20 protein-coding genes are annotated in these 22,833 nt (G+C 41.8%); 5 read left to right on the forward strand and 15 right to left on the reverse strand.

Features of this window, described 5'->3' with window-relative positions:
- Positions 1-3: 3 nt before the first annotated feature.
- The 5 genes from I2H87_RS11165 to I2H87_RS11185 are packed head-to-tail and all read right to left on the reverse strand — an operon-like array spanning position 4 to position 4,506.
- Positions 4-1,449 carry a sensor histidine kinase gene (locus I2H87_RS11165; protein WP_022151640.1) on the reverse strand — a complete coding sequence of 482 codons (1,446 nt, stop codon included), beginning with the start codon at positions 1,447-1,449 and terminating at the stop codon, positions 4-6.
- A 16-nt stretch (positions 1,450-1,465) separates the two neighbouring features.
- The gene (locus I2H87_RS11170; protein ID WP_195609995.1) at positions 1,466-2,131 is read right to left on the reverse strand and encodes a response regulator transcription factor; all 666 of its coding nucleotides are present in this window, start codon (positions 2,129-2,131) and stop codon (positions 1,466-1,468) included.
- Positions 2,124-2,981 (reverse strand): lantibiotic immunity ABC transporter MutG family permease subunit, encoded by an 858-nt coding sequence (locus tag I2H87_RS11175; protein ID WP_117551603.1) that lies wholly within the window; start codon positions 2,979-2,981, stop codon positions 2,124-2,126. Before I2H87_RS11175 ends, I2H87_RS11170 begins: the two co-directional genes overlap by 8 nt.
- Positions 2,978-3,802: a lantibiotic immunity ABC transporter MutE/EpiE family permease subunit gene (locus I2H87_RS11180; RefSeq protein WP_195609997.1), complete on the reverse strand. Its 825-nt coding sequence runs from the start codon at positions 3,800-3,802 to the stop codon at positions 2,978-2,980. Before I2H87_RS11180 ends, I2H87_RS11175 begins: the two co-directional genes overlap by 4 nt.
- Positions 3,799-4,506 (reverse strand): lantibiotic protection ABC transporter ATP-binding protein, encoded by a 708-nt coding sequence (locus tag I2H87_RS11185; protein WP_022151636.1) that lies wholly within the window; start codon positions 4,504-4,506, stop codon positions 3,799-3,801. Before I2H87_RS11185 ends, I2H87_RS11180 begins: the two co-directional genes overlap by 4 nt.
- A 155-nt stretch (positions 4,507-4,661) precedes the next feature.
- On the opposite strand from I2H87_RS11185, the gene I2H87_RS11190 reads away from it, so the two are divergent.
- Both I2H87_RS11190 and I2H87_RS11195 read left to right on the forward strand, forming a co-directional pair.
- Positions 4,662-5,057 carry a BlaI/MecI/CopY family transcriptional regulator gene (locus I2H87_RS11190; protein ID WP_054703943.1) on the forward strand — a complete coding sequence of 132 codons (396 nt, stop codon included), beginning with the start codon at positions 4,662-4,664 and terminating at the stop codon, positions 5,055-5,057.
- The gene (locus tag I2H87_RS11195; RefSeq protein ID WP_054703941.1) at positions 5,050-6,858 is read left to right on the forward strand and encodes a BlaR1 family beta-lactam sensor/signal transducer; all 1,809 of its coding nucleotides are present in this window, start codon (positions 5,050-5,052) and stop codon (positions 6,856-6,858) included. Before I2H87_RS11190 ends, I2H87_RS11195 begins: the two co-directional genes overlap by 8 nt.
- 48 nt (positions 6,859-6,906) lie before the next feature.
- On the opposite strand, the gene I2H87_RS11200 is transcribed toward I2H87_RS11195, so the two are convergent.
- The 5 genes from I2H87_RS11200 to I2H87_RS11220 all read right to left on the reverse strand — a co-directional run bounded on the left by I2H87_RS11200 (position 6,907) and on the right by I2H87_RS11220 (position 14,482).
- Positions 6,907-7,974, reverse strand: a complete 1,068-nt coding sequence (locus tag I2H87_RS11200; protein ID WP_054703939.1) for a Gfo/Idh/MocA family protein — start codon at positions 7,972-7,974, stop codon at positions 6,907-6,909.
- A gap of 55 nt (positions 7,975-8,029) precedes the next feature.
- Positions 8,030-8,806: a sugar phosphate isomerase/epimerase family protein gene (locus I2H87_RS11205; protein ID WP_022151632.1), complete on the reverse strand. Its 777-nt coding sequence runs from the start codon at positions 8,804-8,806 to the stop codon at positions 8,030-8,032.
- Between the two features lie 394 nt (positions 8,807-9,200).
- On the reverse strand, positions 9,201-9,968 hold the full coding sequence (locus I2H87_RS11210; protein WP_195609999.1) for a MurR/RpiR family transcriptional regulator: 768 nt from the start codon (positions 9,966-9,968) through the stop codon (positions 9,201-9,203).
- 249 nt (positions 9,969-10,217) lie between these two features.
- A complete protein-coding gene (gene asnB, locus I2H87_RS11215) occupies positions 10,218-11,819 on the reverse strand; it encodes an asparagine synthase (glutamine-hydrolyzing) (protein WP_195610001.1) in 1,602 nt (533 codons plus the stop codon).
- 116 nt (positions 11,820-11,935) lie between these two features.
- On the reverse strand, positions 11,936-14,482 hold the full coding sequence (locus tag I2H87_RS11220; protein WP_195610003.1) for a glycoside hydrolase family 3 protein: 2,547 nt from the start codon (positions 14,480-14,482) through the stop codon (positions 11,936-11,938).
- A gap of 545 nt (positions 14,483-15,027) precedes the next feature.
- On the opposite strand from I2H87_RS11220, the gene I2H87_RS11225 reads away from it, so the two are divergent.
- Positions 15,028-15,906: a helix-turn-helix domain-containing protein gene (locus tag I2H87_RS11225; protein ID WP_195610006.1), complete on the forward strand. Its 879-nt coding sequence runs from the start codon at positions 15,028-15,030 to the stop codon at positions 15,904-15,906.
- Between the two features lie 42 nt (positions 15,907-15,948).
- On the opposite strand, the gene I2H87_RS11230 is transcribed toward I2H87_RS11225, so the two are convergent.
- Positions 15,949-17,556, reverse strand: a complete 1,608-nt coding sequence (locus I2H87_RS11230) for a hypothetical protein (RefSeq protein WP_117551611.1) — start codon at positions 17,554-17,556, stop codon at positions 15,949-15,951.
- Positions 17,557-17,733: 177 nt separating this feature from the next.
- Between I2H87_RS11230 and I2H87_RS11235 the strand changes: the two genes are divergently transcribed.
- Positions 17,734-18,063 carry a helix-turn-helix domain-containing protein gene (locus I2H87_RS11235; protein ID WP_054703927.1) on the forward strand — a complete coding sequence of 110 codons (330 nt, stop codon included), beginning with the start codon at positions 17,734-17,736 and terminating at the stop codon, positions 18,061-18,063.
- 10 nt (positions 18,064-18,073) lie between these two features.
- On the opposite strand, the gene I2H87_RS11240 is transcribed toward I2H87_RS11235, so the two are convergent.
- The 4 genes from I2H87_RS11240 to I2H87_RS11255 all read right to left on the reverse strand — a co-directional run bounded on the left by I2H87_RS11240 (position 18,074) and on the right by I2H87_RS11255 (position 22,018).
- Positions 18,074-19,534, reverse strand: coding sequence for an Lsa family ABC-F type ribosomal protection protein (locus I2H87_RS11240; RefSeq protein WP_195610008.1), 1,461 nt, complete (start codon positions 19,532-19,534; stop codon positions 18,074-18,076).
- 396 nt (positions 19,535-19,930) lie between these two features.
- Positions 19,931-20,719 (reverse strand): hypothetical protein, encoded by a 789-nt coding sequence (locus tag I2H87_RS11245; protein WP_195610010.1) that lies wholly within the window; start codon positions 20,717-20,719, stop codon positions 19,931-19,933.
- Between the two features lie 48 nt (positions 20,720-20,767).
- Entirely contained in the window at positions 20,768-20,974 is a 207-nt protein-coding gene (locus I2H87_RS11250; protein ID WP_044955282.1) for an AlbA family DNA-binding domain-containing protein, read from the reverse strand.
- 396 nt (positions 20,975-21,370) lie between these two features.
- On the reverse strand, positions 21,371-22,018 hold the full coding sequence (locus I2H87_RS11255) for a Crp/Fnr family transcriptional regulator (protein ID WP_009268978.1): 648 nt from the start codon (positions 22,016-22,018) through the stop codon (positions 21,371-21,373).
- Positions 22,019-22,109: 91 nt separating this feature from the next.
- Between I2H87_RS11255 and I2H87_RS11260 the strand changes: the two genes are divergently transcribed.
- Entirely contained in the window at positions 22,110-22,820 is a 711-nt protein-coding gene (locus I2H87_RS11260) for an ATP-binding protein (protein WP_054703925.1), read from the forward strand.
- Positions 22,821-22,833: the final 13 nt, after the last annotated feature.

Here is a 22,833-nt window from a genome sequence, read left to right on the forward strand (position 1 = left end):
TCATTAAAAAAGATCAAGTTTCCCGTCTTTATTCCCTGCAATATAGAGAGAAACCTGTCCGCCCTCCTGCGGACATTCTGAATTTTTCAATTCCAGTTTTCCTCCTTGGGCTTCGATAAAACGTTTTGCAATCGTAAGCCCAAGCCCCTGATGACTCCGGTCATGACGACTGTCGTCCCCCCGGTAGAATTCCTGTGTTCCATACAGCAGATCTTTTCGGGAAAATCCATTGCCGTAATCGATCACGCAAAATCGCAGAGAGCATGCTCCGGATTTCGCCGTCGTTTCCTGTGCCTCTGCTTCCACCCGGATACCGCGCATCGGATCGGTATACTCCAGCGCATTGCCGACCAGATTTTCCCATGCCCGCAAAATCTGTACTTTTCGGATCCGGAATTTCGCCTCCGTTTGAGAGAGAGCCCCCATTCGTACGACTTCGATCGGAAGATGTTTCGCCTCCGCCATTTGCCTTGCCTGTGCAAACAGCATCTGCTGTAACGAATCCGCCGATACACTGATGAGTTCCTCCGCATCGTTTTCTTCTTTCAGGACATTTCGCATTGCCGTTAAATACGACTCGATCTGCCCCGTATTTTCCAAAATGGTCTTATTCCACTTTTTTTGTTCTCCGGAAATCTCTTCTTCCGCCATCAATTCCGCATTTCCGCGTATGATCGTAAGCGGCGTCTTAATATCGTGCGAGAGCGCCCGCAGCCGGAGCGTTTTCTCCCGTTCCATGTCCCACTGTCTCTCCAGAGATTCCTGAAGCGCTTCTTTTAAATGTGCCAGCGAAGCGACAACTTCATTGACTTCTGTCAATTCCGAAGATACGGCGGTAAATTCCAGATCATTTTCTGCTATTTTATCGGTGATCTCTTTCAAATCGGAAAGTTCTCTTTTTAATTTTCCGGAAAAATACCGGACAAGCCATGCGGTCTGCCCGAAAAACAAGAACAAAAATGTACCGATCAACACCCATTCCGGACGAGGTAAAATCCGGTTCATCACTTCCGATCGATAACGCATTTCCAGACGATAGCGCACAATACACCGCTTTTGATCCTCACGCAAAATAAACCGGTAGAAGTATCCCTCCCCGGCAAATGTATCGCTTCTTCCGCTCGCTTCCCACGCTTTATCCCGCTCTTGTTCGTCAAAACTTCCATATGCCCATGTGCCGTCCGTCTCATAAACGCCATAGTCGCTTCCGGGAGGAATCATCGTCTCTTCCACCCAATCTGCTGTACGGATCTCTTCCTGCCTCTCACTCAGAAATGTCTCCGCATAATTAGCCGGATAAATCCCTCCCACATTTTCCAACAGTACGATCAGCAAAAAAGACATGCCCGCCGCTGCTGCCGCTCCGATACAGAACAGCACGATAAAATGCAGAAACAGCTGCGCGATCGACGTCTCTTTTCTATTTGATGTTTTCCGTTTCCTGTCCATTCGTTTCCTCCCCGGTTCATCCTTTCTTCCACCGATACCCGATCCCCCATACGGTCTCGATCGGATTCTCTCCTGACTTCTGGCATTTCGCACGGATATTTTTCACATGCTCTGTAATGGCTGACGAATCGCTTTCCCCGTCAAAGCCAAACACATGCTCATAAATCCGCTCTTTGGAAAATACCTGCCCGCAGTTCAACGCCAGATACTCACAGATCGTATATTCACTTTTGGTCAGCAGGATCTCTTTTTCCCTGCAAAACATTTTCTTTGCCCCAAGTTCAAACTGAAATACCCCGATCGACATCCTGTGCTTTTTCTCCCGCGTCTCTCTCCGCAGATGTGCCGCCACACGGGCACGCAGCTCTCCAATGCCAAACGGTTTCGTGATATAATCATCGCCACCGTTCCCAAGTCCCTGCATCAGATCGCACTCCTCGGTCTTCGCCGTGAGAAACAGGATCGGGCAGTCCACCCGCTCCCTGATATCCCGGCAAAGAGTAAAACCGTCCTTGCCGGGCATCATCACATCCAAAAGGATCAGATCAAACAAATCCAGAGGCATGGACTCCGCCTGTATGGGATCCGGCTGACTCGTCACCTGATGCCCCTCTTTTTCCAATGCCCGTTTCACAAGCGAGCAGATCTCCAAATCATCATCTATGATCAATATTTTACTCATCACACGCTCTCCCTTGATACTGATGAAACCATAAAAAAAGTATGGCACAAAGCGCCGCCGCAATCAAGAGACAAATTTTGATCCATGGGAGATTCCCCCATGTCTCCCACCCATTTGGATCCATATATCTTTGCAGGACTTCCGTACTGAAATGAGATCCCCATGAACACGGGAAAAACCACCATATCCCGGTTCCCAGCCCGGTCAGAAGCAGAGCCGAGATCAGCATTTCCGCCACCCCGAATCCAAGAGAGAGATTTTTGGAAAACCGCAGAGTTAAAAACAAATGGATCCAATAAAGCGGAAGACTTCCCATCCACATTGCAAGCGCCGCCATTCCCCAGAACTCCCAGAAGATCCATCCGATGCTTTGTCCCCATACCGCCCCGCCGTTCTTCATGATCTCTGCGTAAAACAACACATAGTATCCGACCGCAAAATTTCCGATAGCAAGAAGCACTGCCGCCAGACTCTGGATATGAAGCACCGCACATTTTGCAAACAGCGCCTTTGACCGCTTCGTTGTTCCGAGAAACGTTTGAAAATGATTATCCTCCTCAAGCTGTATGCTCCGCGAGCAGACCATTGCAGCAAGAAACGGAAACGCAGTTCCCATGATCTGCATAAAACCGGAAATCTCCGTGATCCCATGTCGGTTTCCCATCCAATAATAAAGAAGAAAAACACCGCTCCCCAAAAGCGGGACAACCACATGGATCGGCAGCAAGATCGTATGCCGCATTTTCTGCCACTCTGCCCGCATCATATGTATGCCTCCCCCTCGTATATTCTTCTGAAGATCTTTCTGAATATTATTCTGCACATGATTCTGAACATTTCCCCGACTCATTTCTTCATCCGCCTTTCATACCAGATTTTTCCTGCGATCCACAAAATGAGAAACCATACCACTGCAGAGATCGTACCGATCCAGAGTGAATTCGGATCCATCACCTGCGGCGTCCATGTCATTTCCCCCGGTCTGGCAGGCAGACCGTTCGGCAATACGCCGAGTACCACACACATCATTCTTGCCGTAACTCCGCCGGGCAGTACCCAATAATACGACGTCAGCGAATACGAAGTATCCACGACCATCGCCATGACAAACAACGCGATCGTCGCCGGGATTTTCCCGATCATCCTCGTTAAAAACAGCCCAAACGGTACCATCCATAAAAAGCCGATCCAGATCAAAACAATGGCAAGCATCTGTGCCCCAAGGGACGGGCGGATCTGAAACTGAAAATGCAATCCCCACTCCAACAGATAACCGACAAGGATCGTCAGACTTCCAAGAAAAAGGCATCCGATTCCGCCAAATGACGCCGCACAAAACACTTTCGCATCCCAGACACGCCCCATGTCGCAGGGAATGCTCAAAAGCGAATGATTTTTCATTTTCTGGTCTTTTCCGATCACAATCCCGCACAGCAGCGAAAGCATCCCCGGAAACATCATCGTATACCACCAGTTGTAACTGTCAACCGTAAAGAACTTATGCGTCATAAATGCAGACGTGATCACCGTAACAAGCGGCATAAAAATACAAAGCTTTCCCGCGGAAGAATGTCTGTACTTCAACCATTCCGCCTGCAGATAATTACCTCTCTTATTCCGCATCCCCGGTATGTTATTTTGCTGCCTGCTGTTTTGATCCCTGTTTTTCATCTCCGTGTCCCTCCTTTTTCTGCCGCGATCTTCATAAATAATTTTTCCAGATCTTCACATTCATCCATCCACCCCTCAAAACCAAGTTTCCCGCCGACGATGATCCCGATCCGGTCTGCCGTCTGTTCGATCTCGCTCAAAATATGACTGGATACAAGTACCGTGATCCCCTGCTGCGGAAACGAACGGATCATCTCCCTGAGTTCCTGGATACCGATCGGATCCAGACCGTTGACCGGTTCATCCAGTACAAGAAAACGCGGTCGGTTCAGCAGTGCGATCGCAATCCCCAGTCTTTGTTTCATTCCAAGTGAAAACGCTCCCGCTTTTTTCTTCCCGGTATCCCCTAAACGGACAATCTCCAGTACATCCCGCATCCTTGCTTCGGAAACGCCGAGCATCAGCGCACGCACTTTCAAATTCTCCCATGCCGACAGATTTTCATAAATGGGAGGCGTTTCGATCAATGATCCGATGTTCCAAAGATCTTCCCTCGACCATGGATGTCCGTCAAACGTGATCTCTCCGCTTGTCGGTCTCAGAATCCCGGTCAACATTTTCAGTAACGTAGATTTTCCCGCTCCGTTTGGACCGAGCAGACCATATACACAATGTTCCGGAATATGGATACTCACATCATCCAGCGCTTTTTGTTTTCCGAATACTTTCGTCAAATGTTTTACTTCCACCATATTTTCAGCCAATTTTTTCTCCTCCTTTATGCCGTTTTCATCTTGACAAAATTAAAATAACGGATATTTCTAAGGACTTTCTAAGGATTTGACATCTTGCTAAAAATGTTATACTATCTGATTACAAGTGTAAGAATTTCACGTTAAAAACTGGAGGGATCTGATTTATGTCGAAACTGCCGCAAATTTCGGAAGCAGAATTTGAGGTGATGAAAATCATCTGGAAATATGCTCCGATCAACACAAATGAAATTACGGAACGTTTGCTGAAAACGACTTCATGGCGTCCGAAGACGATCCAGACGCTGATCAAACGTCTTGTGACAAAAGGGGTTCTTTCTTATGAAAAACAAGGACGTATTTTTGTGTATACTCCGCTCGTAAAGGAAAGCGACTATATCAGTCAGGAAAGCAACTCCTTTCTGGATCGGTTCTTTAACGGACATCTAAGTGCCATGGTCTCTTCTTATCTGGAACAGGATCAGTTGTCCAACGCTGAAATCGACACTCTCCGGGATCTTCTTTCAAACAGTGTGAAAAAAGGCGGTGATGCCGATGCTTGAACCCCTTGCCGGTTTCATGGTTCGATTTGGGATCTGCAATCTCATTCTCAGCGGGATCATTGGTCTGCTTTTTGGAATCAAATGGTTGTTCCGAGGATTTCTATCAAATCGCATGCAATATAATTTATGTTTGATTTTACTAGGTTTACTTACTGTTCCATTTCTTCCGTTTTCCTTAAACTCCTATTTAAGCGGTATGGAACAGGCTGTGTTTCCGATTTTGCCCTCTACTTCCGGGATCGATTCCGCCGTGTCCCAACCGCTGACTCATACAACTGATTGGATGAATGATTTCGCACTTTCCGTAAACGATCAGATTTCCCCGACAATCAGCTTACTCTTTTTCGGAATTTGGATTTTAGGAATTTTGTTCATGGTGTTTCTGCTCTTTCGATCTGCAATACAATTACACCGGATTGAACAATCTGCACTTTCTCTGCAAAATCCACTGATTTACAGATTGTACGAGGAATGTCTTCACAAATTAAACATTTCGAAAGAAATTCCTGTTTACAGCACTGCATTTTTAAAATCTCCGATGATCGTCGGATTTTGGAGACCAAGAATTTATCTCCCCATTCATCTGATTTCCGATCATAACACGGTTATTCGTAATGATGACATTCGATATATGCTGCTGCATGAACTTCAGCACTACAAACATAAGGATTCTCTCATCGGTTGTCTGATGAATCTTGTAAGTATTGTTTATTGGTTTCATCCATTCGTGTGGTTTGCACTGAAAGAAATGAGAAATGAACGAGAGCTTGCCTGTGACGCTTCGGTATTGCAAATACTTGACGAAAAAGATTATATCGATTATGGAAATACGCTCCTCAATTTCGCCGAAAAACTGGCATGCACACCATTTCCGTTTACTTCCGGTCTTGGCGGTAATCGAAAGCAAATGAAACGCAGGATTTTAAATATTGCTTCTTATCAACGTCCCGATCGGATCCGCAGACTGAAAAGTACCCTTGTCTTCATTCTGACATCTGTGCTTCTCATCGGATTTGTTCCTTTCATCTTCACAACCGCTGCGGATGATGATCGTTACCAATGGAATCCCGATACCGAAAATCTTATCTATTCTGATCATTCGGAAATCTTCGGTGATTACAACGGATCTTTTGTTTTGTATAACAGCAAAGAAAATTCTTGGAATATTTATAATAAAGAGCAGGCATTGCAAAGGCTCGCCCCTGATTCCACTTATAAAATATACTGCGCGCTTTTCGGGTTAGAAGAAGGGACCATTTCCCCTGAAAACACTTCTATAAAATGGAACGGAGAAACTTATCCTTTTGCCGAATGGAACCAAGATCAGACGTTAGCAAGCGCCATGGCATCTTCTGTCAACTGGTACTTTCAAACAATCGACAAAAAGCTGGAAAAAGAGCGTATCACGTCTTATCTTGAACAGATTAATTATGGAAATAAAAGAATAACCGGAGATCTTTCTTCTTACTGGATGGAATCCGCACTGAAGATTTCCCCGGTTGAACAGGTAGAATTATTGATTGATCTGTACAACAACAATTTTGATTTTTCCATTGAAAATATAACGGCTGTCAAAAATGCTCTATGCATTTCCTCGTCCGATACTTATGCACTTTACGGAAAAACAGGAACAGGAAGAGTAAACGAAAAAGACATAAGCGGCTGGTTTATCGGCTATGTTGAAACAACAGATACCACCTATTTTTTTGCAACTAATATCCGCGCAAACACCAATGCCACCGGAAGCCATGCAGCGGAGATCACATTCGATATTTTTAAGAATTTAAACATTATTACATAATCTGTTTCACCGACTTTAGTGCCCCGGAAAACCAGGGCACTAATGCCATTAATCAAATACGACAGTCTCGCCTGTTTCCGCTGACTTATAAATCGCTTCAATGACGCGAGTGACAACTGCTGCCTGTTCTGGAAGAACTGCCGGATCCGTTCCCTTTGTAATGCAGTCTACCCATTTTGTCATATCATAGTCCCACATATCATACTTTGCTTCCGGGCTTGTAATCTCCGTTTTTAATTCTCCATTAACCATCTTTGTGATGCGGACACTATCTTCAAATCCCGGACCTACCATATCGGCACCTGCCAGTGTTCCTGCTACGGAGCAGATAATTCCGGGTGCTTCCTGCTGCATATTTGTTCTCCATGCAGTTTCAACATAAAACATCGCGCCATTTTTCATTGTAATCATAGCCATTGCAGTATCTTCTACATCAAAATTATTTGGATCCCATGGTCCAAGCTGATTTCCTTCCGGGAAATTTTTCATCTTATCGAATGTAACTCCGCGTACACTTGCAACCTCATAATTATCTGTCAGCCACATTGGAAGGTCAATAGAATGCGGACCTCCATCCATTAATACACCGCCTCCGTTTAATTCTTTGTTTGTATATACACCATATGCCGGAAGTCGATTCGGACGAAGCTGTGAAGATCGGATATAGTATACATCTCCAAATTCACCTGCCTCATACATTCTCTTCATTTCCATCGGTGCTGTATTATAACGCCATTGCGTACCACTTGTCAGTTTCTTTCCTGCCTTTTTCTGCGCTTCAAGCATTTTTTCTGCATCCGCATATGTACATGCAAGTGGTTTTTCACAATAAACATCTTTTCCATGTTCAAATGCATAAATTGTCATCTCACAATGAAGAGGATTTGGCGTACAAACATGCACTACATCAATGTCTTCTGCCGCACACATTTCTTTATAATCTGTATAAATCTTAGCATTAAGACCGAAATCTTTATTTGCCTTCTCGCATCTTTCTGTAAGAATATCACATAATGCAACAATTTCTACCTCTTCTGAATGTTTTACAAGTTGTGTCAAATGTTTTGTTGTTCCAATCTCACCAACACCGATAATTCCAATTCTTTTCTTTGCCATTTTATTTTCCTCCTTGAATTTTTAAATATTTTTCCTTACATATTCTATTTTTTTATTATGCCGGCAGCACTTTACAAGATGCTTCTACTTTCATATCACGATTTTCAAATGTAAAAAATTCCAAACAGAAATTGCCTTCATAACCGAGTTCTTTTACTGTATTCAGTATAAATGTATAATCCAACTCTCCTACCGTAAGTTCTGCTCTCATCGGTGCTCCTGCACCATGAATATCTCCGATCAGATTCAGATTTTCCTTAATGGTCTCTGTAATCTGACCTTCGATGTTCTGGAAATGAAAAATATCATAAAGAAGTTTTACATTGTTGCTTCCCACTTTCTCTATCAGACCAAATGCCTGTTTAGAACTTGTGAAGAATCCCCCTGTCACTGGCTCAACCAATATAGTTACATCCTCTTTCTCAGCAATAACGGCAAGACGTTTCAGCGCATCCTCCATAACTTTGATAACCTCATCCGACGAAAGATTTCTTGCATACTCCTCCGCATTTAAAATCAAGTTACTGCATCCGATCTGTTTTGCCTTTGGAACACTCTGCTCAAAAAGTGAAACCAATTCTTCTGTCTTATCAGGATTTCCTAAAAGTGCAGCTCCTGCGGAAACACACGCTCTGATCTCTATTCCCAGTTCCCTGCTCGCAGCGGCAATCCGCTCCAGATCCCTGCCTTCCAGACCAAACATTTCAATTCCGGTCAATCCGTTCTTCTTTGCTAATTTCATGGCTTCAATGATGCCATCCGTATCCGGCCAAATTGGTCCTTTCTCTCCAACTGCCACGAACATAATATCTGCACATAAACTATACTTCATTTCTGAATATCTCCTTTCATTTCCTCATTTTCTTCTTTTTCTTCTTTGTGCCTTTATTATAGAAAATATCTTTTTTATCAGCGTTCCTCTTCCGCAACATTATTTCGCCAATAAGACTTTGGTTCTAAATTTGAAACCAAAGTTCCTCTTAATGTTCTGCTTTATTTCTAAGCGCTTCTTTCTGATCTAATCTCTGTCGTATTTTTGCACATTCCTCATCTGATAAATTATAAAAAAGTTGAGAAGATATAAGAATCCCAATTACTGCACCACATGATGGAAGCATCATAAGCACCGGAACCAAATCTACTCTTGCAACGGAATACATAATATAATAAAAGGGAGGACATTAGTTCCAATCTTGAAACCAATGTCCTCCCTTTTATTTTTCTATCTACCCAATATACTTCATCCGATATATCTCGCTCAACATCAAAAAGTATAAATCAAACATCAATACTCCTGTTACGATCTTATCCTTATCTGAATAAAATAATTCTTTATCTAAGTACTTCTCATATCGTGTTGACACGCCATATATCTTCGCTCTCTTTTTCTTAATATTATTAAATACAAGCTCCATATCCATCGTTTCCACATGCTCGATCATATTAACAATCACAATGCTCTGTTCCGTCAATGTTATGCTGTCTTCAAGCATATCCGGAAGCAGGCAATAGTATCCTGTTTCCTGTCCTTCCATTGCAAGATTCTGCTGTAACGATAAAATTGCGCTATTCTTATAGGGTGTATAAAAAACTACTTTATCTGCCAAATGTAAATCTTCTGCAATCTGTTCTAATTCCTTTGTATCAATCTGATCTTTTATCAATTCATAAGTTTGCATGACCTGCCTCAACATAAACTCCTTTACACTGGCGGCATCCTGACTTTGCTCGGAGGGAAGAAGTCTGTTGTAATAAGTGTAGTGCTTGACCGCTCTCCTCAACTCATGATGAAAATCTGTAAAATTCTTATATCCCAATTTCTGTACCATTCGCCATACTGTCGTTCTGGATGAATTTGTTAATTCTGCTATATCATAAACAGTTCCATTTGCCGCTTCATCCAGATTCTCCAGAATCCCTTTACATACATTTCTATATGTACTATCCAATGAAAGATGATTGTATAATTCCGTCAAACTCTGAAGAACATTCATATCAAGCCCTCACTTCCACCTGTGTCATTCTATATATCTTCGTTGCGATATTCCCGTTGAGCCAGTAATGTCAATTTCATTTTGATACGTTTCTTTTATTGATTATTATAAAATTTTCTGATACAGAAACCATTCCTATAATTCTCCTTTTTTCCTCTTTTATTTTTTCTATCTTTCTCTTCTATCTAAAATCAGGACAAAAAAGAATGGAATATTTTTGTTCCTAAAAATCCCCCATTCTCTTCATATTTATCTTTTCACAAAATATTCTTCATACCATACAAGGAATGTATAGATTGTCCACACTTTTCTCCAATTATCTGAATTTCCTCCGACATAGTCATCGAAAATCGCATTGATCTCATCCAGATTGAAGAATTTTTCCGCATAATCGCTATGGAATTTTGCCTGTACGTCCTGATTATAACGTTCATCTGCCATCCAGATTCGGATCGGCACAATAAATCCCAGTTTTTTACGGAATGCAATCTCTTCCGGCAGAACTTTTGCCGCCGCGGTACGGAATGCAACTTTATTCTGTTCTTCATTGACTTTGTAACATGACGGCATTCTTGATGCTATATCGAAAATCCGTCGGTCTGTAAGAGGCATTCGGATTTCCAAACCGGCTGCACTGCTCATTCTGTCTACATTATAATAAATGTCGCCTTCCAGCCAAATTTGAATATCGATATTGGACATTTTAGAAAGCGGATCCAAGTCTTCTGTTTCTTCATAAATACTTGTCACCAGTTCGATCGGCAGTACATCCGGATCATAGTGTTTCAAAATGCGCTGCTTCTCGTCCTCTTTCATAATATTCGTATTTCCGACATAGAACGTTTTCAGATTCTCACCATAACGCTCTGCATTGCGGTACATATTATAACCGCCGAAAAATTCATCTGCTCCCTCACCGGAATAACACAACTTTGTGTGCTCCGCCGTCGCCCGGCATGCCAGCGCAAATGCAATTGCAGATGCATCACCAAGCGGCTGTTCCATATTATACATTACCCACGGTACAATTCCGAAATATTCCTCCGGTGTGATCAGACATCTTGAATTCTCTCTTCCAAGTATATCCGCAGTCTGTTTCGCCAGACCGGATTCGTCAAAACGTGCTTCTTCATAACCACAGGAATCCGACATCTTTGCATCCGACATTGCCAGCACATAAGAAGAGTCCACCCCTCCGGACAGGAACGATTCCGCAGTCTCATCTGCCGCTTTCACTTCCGGCATGATCGTCTGGATCGTTGTGTGTATCTCATCCGCCCATTCTTCCAACGATTTGCTTTCATCCGGATGGAATTCCGGCTTCCAGTAACGCGCGATCTTCATTTTTCCGTTTTTCCAGATCAGATAGCGTCCCGGAAGTAATTTCTTCACGCCTCGGAAAAAGGTATTTTCTCCCGCCACATATGTCAATGTCAGATAAAGCTGCAGCATCTCCTCATTCAGCTCTTTTACAAATCCCGGCTGCTCCATGATCTGACGGATCGATGTTCCGTAAAGCAGATCTCCGTCTGCTGTTTCATAATAGAAAAATGGTTTTGTTCCAAACTGATCCCGCAGACAGAACAATTCCTTTTCTTCATCGTCCCACAAAGCAAACGCAAACATTCCATGCATATGATCCGCCATATGGCATCCCCAAGTCTCATATGCCTTTACTAAGATCTGTTCTTCACGTTCCTCTCTGGAAAGACCTGTATCGATTCCCAGTTCCCGGCAAAGTGATTCCCAATTACGGATATGACCTCTGTATTCCTGTACTTTAATCATTATAATCTCCTCTCGTGTAAGTGGTGAGTGAATTTTCTGATTCCTCTGTACTGTTTCCGGCATCCGTGTACAAAAACCTATTATTCCTTGTACACCGATACTCTCTTTTACATCGAAAGTTATTATACCACGCCGGAAGTCACTTTACCAAGAAATTCTTTTGCCGACCGTAAATCTTACTAAGCCAGTTTGAGGATCATTTCCAATACTCGCTTCGCAGTCACTTGAAGTTCCGCTCTTGTAATCGGATATTTTGCCTCCGGATTATCAACAGCACTCAACATTTCTTCAAAATCCGCTTCCATTCCGGGCATAACAAGATCATTTCCCGCATGGATACATCCCGATGCAAGACCTGCCGGATGCTTGTTCTCTCTTCCACCTGCTGCCGCGATCATTCCGCCAACCGCATACCAGTCTGTCATAACCGCTCCTTCATATCCCCACTCATCTCGGAGGACATGAGTCTGAATATCTTTACTGTTGTTCGCATGTTCACCATTTACAAGATTATAGGAACTCATCACTGCTGCCGGAGCAGATTCTCTGATGCAGATCTCGAACGTACGAAGATAAATTTCACGAAGTGCACGCTCCGATACAATACTGTTGGATGCCATCCGGTTCGTTTCCTGATTGTTCAATGCAAAATGCTTAATCGTCGTTCCACATCCCTTATGTTTCTGAACTCCGTTTGTGATCGCCGCCGCGATCCGTCCGCCTACAACCGGATCTTCGGAATAATATTCAAAATTTCTTCCGCAAAGCGGGGATCTCTGGATATTCATCGCCGGTGCAAGCCACAAATGAACTCCGAACTGTTCCATCTCTTTTCCTACCAGATCGCCAAGTTTCTCACACATCTCGGTATTGAAGCTCTGTGCCAGCGCTGTTCCGATCGGGATTGCTGTACAGTACGCATAATGGATCGGAGCTTTTTCTTCCTCTTCCGTCGGCTTCGGCGCCATCGCAGCCATCATCTGAAGCTGTTCCTGATCCATGAATTCCATCATTCCTGCCAGCGGATTGTCCACTCCTTTTGCTTTTCCATCTACAATCTTGTATATCTTACAAATACGGATGCCGGCAGGTCCATCTGCCATCACAAGACTCGGAACGCCTAATTCTTCCAGTCTCTTTGTCGTCTCTCCTGCTGCTCCCGCCACAGTCTGAGCGCTTGCTCCTATCATCGATCCCATTCCTGTATTATCTTCGTACAGCCCGATACTCAGATATGCCAGCTGCTCGTTTGTAAGAGATGAGATGAATTGCTCCACTGAAATTTTTCCGCTTTTTACATCTTCAAAACTACCGGTTCCTTTATTTAAAATTTCTGTTGGTTCTTCCGAATATGTAACTTTTTCTGTCTGAAACAGTTCTGCATGAAGCTCGTACACTGGAGCTTCCGTTTTTTTCAATTGTGCATCCCTTTCCTGCGCTTCCATTCCATCCGCCGGGATGAATTTGGGAATATCTGCTCCCGGGCAGATTGTCTTACATTCTTTTACAATCACATCTGCATCCAGTTTTAATCCCGCGCATACAACCGTATCTTCTGAAGAATTACCGATACGCAGCCAGTAAACACCCTTTTCCAGCACATAACTTGCCAATTCTTCATCATATGCAGCCAGATCACGCAGCGAAAACGTAAGCGTCACTTCTTCATTTTCTGATGGCTTCAGCTCGCTCGTCTTTGCAAATGCTGCCAGTTCCTGATATGGTTGATCTAACTTTACATACGGCTTGCTTACATACAGCTGGATCACTTCTTTTCCTGCACATGTCCCGACATTCGTGACCGGAACTGTCACAGAAACTTTTTTCTCATCTGCCGCTACACTTGCTGTGCCAATCTCAAATTTCGTATAGGAAAGCCCATATCCAAACGGGAAAGTCGGTGTCACATCGGCTGTCTTAAAATAACGATATCCGACATAAATCCCCTCATTATAAACCGTATCATCCATATCTCCGAATCCTTTTGTCGACGGATATTGTTCGATCGGCGCCCACGTCATCGCCAGTTTTCCCGATGGATTACTTACTCCTGTCAGAATATCTGCCAATACATCTCCCGTCGGTGTTCCGAGCTGTCCAAGAAGCAGGATATTCTTTACCTCCATAACAGGTTCCAAATTGACCATTCCCCCGACATTGAGCACAAGTACAAATTTTTTATAGTGTCTGCTGCAATACAAAATATCGCGGATCTCTGTCTCCGATAAATTAATATCTCCTGCCGAAACATCACGGTCTGCACCCTCTCCGGAAATTCTTGAAAGTACATAGACTGCCAAATCACATTCTGCATCCATGGCAATCTCATATTGTGGTTCCGGCATTGCCTTTCCCATTCCATACATTACTGCATTGATTCCCAGTTCTGCGGCTTCTTTCTTTATCTGTTCTACAAAAACAGCTCTGGCATCAACCAGTACCTGATCGTAAGCATCCAGCCACGCTTTCGACACGATTTCAAATCCTGCGCGTTCCATTCCCTCTTCCACGGTTACGAAATGACGGACATTGACATCACCGGATCCGGTTCCTCCTTTGATCGTCTTTCTTGCCCCGCTTCCGTACAATGCAGCCTTTCCGGGCGCAAGCGGCAACGTATCATCTTCTCTTTTTAAGAACAATGCACATTCCGGTGCTGTTTTTCTCAAAAGATCAATGTGTTCTTTTTCAAAAGGCTGTACGGTCTCTTCCGTAATTCTCAACATTCTAAGTTCCTCCTTTTTGCTTCCGGTTATCTGTCTATCATCTTACACTATTTTTTTATTTCATGATTTTGTTTTTTCATTTTTTATTTTATTTTTTCATGATATAATATGTAAAAAGATATTAAAAAACAATAAAGGAAGTTCATGCCGATATGAAAAACTCACACGATCCTCTTTCCAAAGATTTTGAATCCCATTTAACATTTTTATTTAACAACATCCATGCTACAACAAAAATTTCTTTCAGTCTTTTTGATAAAGAGTTTCATCTTCTCTCTTCTCTTTCCAACTGGAAGAATTACGTCAGCAACTTCTTTTTCCTCAACTGTCCGTTCACCCCAGAAGATCTCGCCGGATCCAAAACACATGCACCATTTTATTTTTCAGATGTACTACATTTGAATTGGTTTATCTTTCCACTTACAGCTTCAGAATCTTTTCTCGTATTCGGACCAGTTTTTGAAACAGAAGTTACTCCGGTCTATTTTCAGAAAAAATTGGATTTCCAAAATATGTCTGTTTCCTCTCAGATCCGTTTTTTAAAAATGCTGAAAGATATTCCCGTTGTCCCTTATATGCAGTTTCAACAATATGCAGCCATGGTGTATTATGGACTTTATAACCGGAACTTGGATTCAGCCACTATTATTTCCACACATCAGGCAACAAAAGAATCCCTTGCTGAGAATATCACACTCTCTGAACTGATGAATACAAGCAATAATCAAAAATATCATATTCCGAAGTCTCATGGTTCGCAGCTTGCCGAAAAAACAATGCTGGAAAATGTGCGCTGCGGAAATGTTACTGCGCCCCCCTATTCCGATATGAACGATGGCACTGTCGTGGGAACCCTTTCCAATCATGATCCGCTGCGTCAGGCAAAAAACCTGATCATTACCCAGACAACACTGATCACCCGCGCTGCCGTCGACGGAGGCATGCCTTCGGAAGCCGCCTATTCACTCAGTGATTTCTATATCCAGCAAGTGGAACTTTGTAACACAGAAAATGAAGTATACACCTTATCCGGTAAGATATATCATACATTCGTAAAACAGGTTCACGAGATCCGCACTCAAAATTATTCTCCGATTGTCCGATTCATTTGCACTTATGTCGAAAAACATATTTTCGAAGTGATCTCCCTAAATACAATTGCTTTGGAACTCGGCTATAATACATACTACCTCACAACATTATTTAAGAAAGATACCGGTAAAAACATAAAAAACTATATTCTGGAGCAAAAAATAGCACTAGCTAAAATCTTTCTTGATACAACCTCCATGGAAGTCCAGGAAATCAGCGAACGGCTGGCATTTCACTCTGTCTCTTATTTTTGTACACAGTTCAAAAAATATGCCGGTGAAACACCACTTTCTTATCGGAAAACTGTACACTCGCCGTCAAAAACACTTTGAAGTCCGAAAGTGTTTTTCCTTGTATATCTATGCTGTTTTCCACTATACCGGTACCGAATCTGCCTCCTCGTCCGTATACTGCTCTGCCAATTCTTTGCTATATTCATACAATTCATCATTGATCAGCAGCGCTTTCACTATCTCCCATGTACTGTCCGTTATTTTAATCCGAACCATCGGATAATAACGGGCAAAAGATTTATCGTCTGTTTCAATATCAAAAAAAATCTTTTCCCAGTCTTTATCACGGATCAAAATAGATCTGTTCTGCCTGATCATCCATTCTTTTCGTTTTTGAGTTTTCTCCTCCATCAGCTTTTTATAAGTGTCTTCTTTCAATGTGTCTTCTGAAAATCGTATTAATTTTCCGATCGCTTTTCTAATACCCGGAGTGATCGTACTTCCTGTCTCATAAAATTGTAATTCATCCAACCTGTTAATGTCATAATGTTCTTTCTTCTCTGCCTGTCCCGATTCATGAACCAACAATTCTTCCTCGAAAGACGTATTCCGCTCTTTCGCTTCTGTTTCCAAATATGTATCTATCATCCGATTCACATCGCACTTCTCCCCAATTCCCATGAGCAGCGCCATCCGTATCTCCTCCAACGGGATATAGCGATCAACGTTCTCATTTCCGAAAGTACTACGCCAAAATTGATGTATGAAAAAATCGATACCATATGGTGTCTCCACATTCTGATCAGTCTCCCAAATATCCACGCAGCTTTTCTCCGGTATATGAAGCTTGGCATCCATAACCAGCTTCACAAATGCTTCATATTGCGTCTCCGTTTTCTCTTGTTCATCTTTAAATTGTACAAATTCGCATAGTTTCTGCAGATCGAACCCCTGAATCATATACGCAGAAAAACTGTCAGAAAATCCAATCGTTCCAATCTTTAGATGGCGAAATTCTTTTTTCCATACTGTGTCAATGGTCTCCTCCGAATATACTTTGCGTATAAACGCTCCGAACTCAGCTCCTTTTATTCCCAGATAAAAACTTCGGAGAATCTCAAGCTTCTCTTCTTCTGTAAACGGTAAAACTGACACACGCTTCCAAAAACGCTCCATATAACAGCGATCCGGCATATCGATCGGCTTTTTCAAAAACTGGTTTGCGATCGCAACAGCACGCTTACACTGACTTCTCGTAATATCCCCGGAAACAAAGGCTTTTGTACCTAATTTTACTTCGATAAAGCATGCGATCGCAAGCAAATACATATGATAAGGTTCTCCCTGTGTCTTGCCTCTCCACAGACAATACGCATTGTCAAATTCCGAATCGTCCCATGGATAATCCAGATACTCCGGTAACTTAGCGATCATCGCATCTCCGGCATCCGGATCCACATCCTCCTGCTTAACAAGATCTCTTGGCATTGAAAAGGACTCAGCAGTGCGCATATAAAGATAATCTCCATCCGCACTCCAGAAATAGCGCATGTGCTCGTTGTTACAACCCGAAGTCTGCTCAAACTCATCTACCGGCACAAGGCAGATCGTATCAATTCCATGAATCCTTACTTCCTTACGCATTGCCAAATTCAATTCTTTTGCCAGACACAGTGCTTCTTCATATACTTCTCGCCACTCCTGCGGTGTCACTGCCTTTGAAATACTTAAAGATATACAAACACCCATCCGCGTCTCTTCCTTTCCTCATTTTTCTTTTGATATATTTATAGTATACATTATATATAATTACTATGTTTATTTCAAGATATATTTTATGTATACTTTGTATAGTGATAAAATATATCAAACTCATTTTTATGCTATATGACTCTACACAACAATTGCATCAGAAAGGGGATTAAAATGAAACAAGAAGATTACACAAATTTAGGTTCAAAAATAAAGGATATGCGGATCCAAATGAATCTCACACAGGCTGATGTCGCTGCCGCTCTGGAAGTCACCCCCGGCTATATCAGTAATGTTGAAAATAACCGGACTGCCATGTCGCTTCGCATTTTGATCTATTATGCAAAATTAGCCGGGATTTCTCTGGATTCTCTCATCGGAAAGATTGATTCCGATTATCAGGAAACGGCACTTGACCGGGAGCTTTTTACACAGATTCAGAAAATGGACCCGGAAAGTAAAGAAAAGCTGCTGAAAACGCTGAAAATATGGGGGAATGAATAATACATCCCCCCTAGATCTCAATCACTTTTGTTGCAACCGCATCCCGAAACGCCATATCATGTTCTACCAAAAGCATTGTCGGTGAAAATTTTTCTATCAGTTGTTCAATCTGCATTCTGGAATAAACATCAATAAAATTGAGCGGCTCATCCCATACATACAAATGCGCACGTTCACATAAACTTTTCGCGATCAAGACTTTTTTCTTTTGTCCTCCCGAAAATTCTTTCATATCCTTTTCAAACTGTACCCGCTCAAAATCCATTTTTCTCAAAACGGTTTTAAACAGACTCTCCTCCAGATTATTTTTTTCAGCAAATTCCTCCAAAGTTCCAGTCAGATAAGAAGTATCCTGAGGTACATAAGAAATCCGAAGTCCCGATCCCACCGTTACTATGCCGGTATGTTCCGGCGGCTCTCCCACCAACAACTTCAACAAACTACTTTTCCCGCTTCCGTTTTTGCCCTCAATGAACACACGATCTCCTGTTCTCACCTGAAACGAAACCGGTCTGCTGACCACTCGATCTTCATAAATGACAGCCGCCTCCGAAAATGAAACCAGCATATCTGAATGATACGATTCCGGATTCATTTTCAATGCATTTACAGACTCCACATTTTTTAGCAGAACGGCTTTTTGTTCGATTGCCTGCTGTTTTCTCTTCTCAATCGTCTTGGAACGTTTCATCATTTTTGCCGATTTATGACCGACATACCCTTTATCCGCCGCACCGATTTTAGAAGCTTCCACACGGTCGGACCATCCTGCGGAACGTTCCGCCGATTTCTGAAGCCGTCCTATATCTTTTTTTAAACGCTCATTTTGTAATAGTTCCGATTCCTGTCTCCGCTCAAAATTTTCCATCCAGGATGAAAAATTTCCGCTTTGCACTTCTATATCCGTGCGATTTATCGATAAAATATGATCCACACATCCATCTAGAAATCGCCGGTCATGTGATACAAGGATAAAGCCTTTTTTCCTATTAAGATACTCCGATACCTTTTTCCGTGCAGCTGTATCTAAATGATTGGTAGGTTCATCAATCAGCAGAAAATTGCCCTCGTTCAAAAACAGCGCCGCCAACAAAACTTTTGTCTGTTCTCCGTTTGAAAGCGTCTCAAAAGCTCTCCACAGCACCTCCATCTCCACATCGAGATATGAAAGCTCTCTCCGTATTTCCCACTCTTTTGCATCCGGACATATTTCCTGTAAAATATCCGCAGTCTGCCTTTCCTTATCAGTGATCGGATACGGAAAGTAATCAAAACGCACATTACTGGTGATTTTTCCACGATACTCATATTTCCCTGACAAAAGATTTAAAAATGTTGTCTTTCCTCTTCCATTTCTTCCTACAAAACCAAGCTTCCAATCCGTATCGATCTGAAAACTGACCCGATCAAATATCAGATCATAGCTTGACGGATAAGAAAATGTCAGGTCTTCCACTTTGATCATTGACATAATGTCATTCCTCCATCCTAAAATTTATATCAAAATAAGCTGCAAGAAAGTAACTCCTGCAGCTCAATATCTTCGATATAAATCCATGCTCAAACACGGATCATTCTATATAATGAGTGATAGATTTGTAACTTTCTTGCAATGGACACAATAATCCCGTAAAACAGAATTATTGTATCGTTTCAATTATCTGCAAGAAAATCCACTCATCTTTTCACCCCTTTTCTTTGCTACTCGAATTCGGCGTGTCCTTTGTTGTTCTTAACTATATTTGTTTAAGTTTTATGCAGATACACGCCATTTTTTACTTCAATTACATCAATTATTCTGGCTTGCTGATTTTCTGTTGCCAAAATGTTGCCACAATCGGCTTAACAGTTGATTTCGATGTAAAACTTAATCTTCTTTGTTCTTATTGACCTTCAAGGTTTTCGCTTTACTTTCAAAATCATCTGTCTTCTTCCAAGCTGCAGCAGAACCTGCTCCTATCATATATAACATTCCTGCGTCTCTAAGTTTCCAAAATATTCTTTTCATGCTATTTTCAGATTTTATTCCTGTAATATTTCTACCTATCCGATTTGTTATACTATCGTTTTTTAGTAAATAATCGACAACTATTTCTTCTGGATATTCTATAGTTTCAAATTCCTTGCCAAATTTTTTGATTGATTCAATAATCTCTTTTGTTTTACTAACAGCCTCATAAATTTGACTATACGCGCATCCCTCAACTGTAACTGGGACGCCAACTAACGTATCCCGCTCCGCTTCCCCACTAGTCTGATATCGAAAAATTTTTATGGATGAACGCTTAGGCAAACAAATCTGCGGCTCGTCGGAAAATAACAATAGCGCCGCAACAGTTAACTTCTTATCAACAAACAATCGTTGTTTTTTTAACCATGCTTCAGTACTTGTATCTGGCACAATGCTATTTTTAAACTTTTCCCAAACTGCAGAATTGTCTACATCCGAAAAATCTGATTCAGCAACCACCTCATTCTCAAAGGAAGAAATTCCCTTGTCCAATTCCAAACGTCTTATCTTCTCCGGAGTATCGCAAGGAAAATTTTGAGCCCCTTTTCTAACATAAGGAATTTTTCCATCAGTACAATATACTATAGATTGTGTTTTAAAAATAGTAACTTGTAATACATATGTTGCAAGTACTGGATGTTTCAAAAACACTACCTCATAATTATTTGTCATTACCATCAAATTTGATATCATCTATATAAATCCATTAGCATCCTCAATCGATTTAAATCCTTCCCAATGCTTTATCTTGGTTTCATTTTCTTCTCTTATCCCTAAATAAACATCGCCTCCACTTGCATTTGCAAATGCAGATATTGTCCGACTCAATTTCTTCCCTTCAATATCTTTTGACTTAAAATCATTAAAGTGATTTTCTTCTATTGCAAATAATGAAATCAAATCCTTTTCCGATAATGTTCGTTCTTCAAAACTTATTGCATAACCTCATTTAATAAAAATTCAATGTTTTGATAGCGCATTACTTTAAATCAATTCAAGTTATCATATAAATTACCTGATATGTAAAATAATCTGTGAAAATTTTTCAATCACTCAAACTCGGCAATTACTAATCAATTTTGTTTAGAGATTATTCTCTGTCGTGTTTACAGTTCTTTTGATTATTTGATTTATCCATATTATCCTGCCTATACAGGCTAATGTTATCATTTTGTTATCGGTGTTGATAACACTTGCTCTGTAACTGTGGATAATAGCACTATATTCTATTTCAGATCATAAGCGATTTTGCTTAAAAAATCAATCTCTATTCAAATTCATACCATTCCTTAAATCTCAGTCTTTGAGCAAAATACGATTTTTTTTGTATTCAATCATGCCATCTTTCTGCATTTTAGAAAGCTCGTTGCACATAGTACTGCGGTCAACATTCAAGTAATCTGCTAATTGCTGGCGGTTATATGGAATCAGAAAAGAATTGCTTCCGGCATGTTTTGCGCATTCTGAAAAATAAGACATCAATCGGCCTCGTATGGATTTGGAACTGGTGTGCAAAATCCTTTGTGAAAGTTGCAGACTTTTATGAGCACAGACAGTCAGTAGATTTCGTGCAAGGTTTGTATGAAAAGGGCAGGCGTTTGTGCAGGTAGTCAGAACACGACCCACATTCATAAACAACACAGAGGTATCTTCCACGGCAGACACTGTAACCAGCATCGGCTGTCCCGGAATACAGGCATATACCTCAGCAAATACAGAACCAGGTGCAACACTTCCTAAAACGCTGGTATTCCCCCAAATATCGTTACAAGATATCATTGCCATGCCTGACAGTACAATGCCGATATTCTCTATAATACTCCCTTCTGAAAGAATTACTTCTCCTTTTTTATAATTGCGTTTTACACTATTCAAACAGCTTAAAAGCGAGGAGATGTCATCTTCTTCTAACCCACGGAATAGCTGCATATCGGATAATTTCATATTTTTTACCCTTTCGTTGTTATAACAACAGATTTTTATTTTTAATTATAATATACTATGCCCAGAAAGGCAAGAGAAAGGATGGTATAAAATGATTCGAAGAATTATCCAAATAGATGAAGAAAAATGTAACGGATGTGGTGCGTGTGCCGAAGCTTGTCACGAGGGTGCAATCGGCATGGTAAACGGCAAAGCAACACTTCTGCGAGATGATTATTGTGATGGTTTGGGAGATTGTCTGCCAACCTGCCCGACAGGTGCAATTTCCTTTGTGGAGAGAGAAGCTTCCGCCTATGATGAAAAAGCTGTGCAGGAAAATATGAGGAAAAAAGCGAAAAGCAATCATGCCGCTGTTCCCCATACAGGCTGCCCCGGCAGTCGAATGCAGCGTATTCAACATTCACAAGAAACAACTCCTTCTGCCCGGGTACAGACAGAATCACAGTTGGGACAATGGCCATGCCAAATCAAACTGGTACCGACTAATGCACCATATTTTGACGGCGCAAAATTGTTAATTGCAGCGGATTGCAGTGCATACGCCTATGCCAGAATGCACGAGGATTTCATGCGTGGGAAAATTACGATTATCGGCTGTCCAAAGCTTGACAGCATAGACTACAGCGAAAAGCTGACGCAGATCATTCAAAACAACAACATTCAAAGTGTGACGGTTGTACGCATGGAAGTTCCCTGCTGCGGCGGTCTGGAATTAGCTGCCAAAAAAGCGTTGCAGGCAAGCGGAAAATTCATTCCTTGGCAGATTGTTACGATTTCGTTGGGTGGTAAAATTTTGGAATAAAAGGAGAGATACT

The organism is Mediterraneibacter glycyrrhizinilyticus, from assembly GCF_015560805.1.
In the GTDB taxonomy this organism is placed as follows: Bacteria; Bacillota; Clostridia; order Lachnospirales; family Lachnospiraceae; genus Schaedlerella; species Schaedlerella glycyrrhizinilytica_A.

Excerpts from the sequence above, each read along its gene's own strand:
- I2H87_RS11165 (WP_022151640.1), bottom strand. The coding sequence starts at position 1,449 with ATGGACAGGAAACGGAAAACATCAAATAGAAAAGAGACGTCGATCGCG.
- I2H87_RS11170 (WP_195609995.1), bottom strand. The coding sequence starts at position 2,131 with ATGAGTAAAATATTGATCATAGATGATGATTTGGAGATCTGCTCGCTT.
- I2H87_RS11175 (WP_117551603.1), bottom strand. The coding sequence starts at position 2,981 with ATGAGTCGGGGAAATGTTCAGAATCATGTGCAGAATAATATTCAGAAA.
- I2H87_RS11180 (WP_195609997.1), bottom strand. The coding sequence starts at position 3,802 with ATGAAAAACAGGGATCAAAACAGCAGGCAGCAAAATAACATACCGGGG.
- I2H87_RS11190 (WP_054703943.1), top strand. The coding sequence starts at position 4,662 with ATGTCGAAACTGCCGCAAATTTCGGAAGCAGAATTTGAGGTGATGAAA.
- I2H87_RS11195 (WP_054703941.1), top strand. The coding sequence starts at position 5,050 with ATGCTTGAACCCCTTGCCGGTTTCATGGTTCGATTTGGGATCTGCAAT.
- I2H87_RS11200 (WP_054703939.1), bottom strand. The coding sequence starts at position 7,974 with ATGGCAAAGAAAAGAATTGGAATTATCGGTGTTGGTGAGATTGGAACA.
- I2H87_RS11205 (WP_022151632.1), bottom strand. The coding sequence starts at position 8,806 with ATGAAGTATAGTTTATGTGCAGATATTATGTTCGTGGCAGTTGGAGAG.
- I2H87_RS11210 (WP_195609999.1), bottom strand. The coding sequence starts at position 9,968 with ATGAATGTTCTTCAGAGTTTGACGGAATTATACAATCATCTTTCATTG.
- asnB (WP_195610001.1), bottom strand. The coding sequence starts at position 11,819 with ATGCCGGAAACAGTACAGAGGAATCAGAAAATTCACTCACCACTTACA.
- I2H87_RS11220 (WP_195610003.1), bottom strand. The coding sequence starts at position 14,482 with ATGTTGAGAATTACGGAAGAGACCGTACAGCCTTTTGAAAAAGAACAC.
- I2H87_RS11225 (WP_195610006.1), top strand. The coding sequence starts at position 15,028 with ATGCTGAAAGATATTCCCGTTGTCCCTTATATGCAGTTTCAACAATAT.
- I2H87_RS11230 (WP_117551611.1), bottom strand. The coding sequence starts at position 17,556 with ATGGGTGTTTGTATATCTTTAAGTATTTCAAAGGCAGTGACACCGCAG.
- I2H87_RS11235 (WP_054703927.1), top strand. The coding sequence starts at position 17,734 with ATGAAACAAGAAGATTACACAAATTTAGGTTCAAAAATAAAGGATATG.
- I2H87_RS11240 (WP_195610008.1), bottom strand. The coding sequence starts at position 19,534 with ATGTCAATGATCAAAGTGGAAGACCTGACATTTTCTTATCCGTCAAGC.
- I2H87_RS11255 (WP_009268978.1), bottom strand. The coding sequence starts at position 22,018 with ATGAAATTATCCGATATGCAGCTATTCCGTGGGTTAGAAGAAGATGAC.
- I2H87_RS11260 (WP_054703925.1), top strand. The coding sequence starts at position 22,110 with ATGATTCGAAGAATTATCCAAATAGATGAAGAAAAATGTAACGGATGT.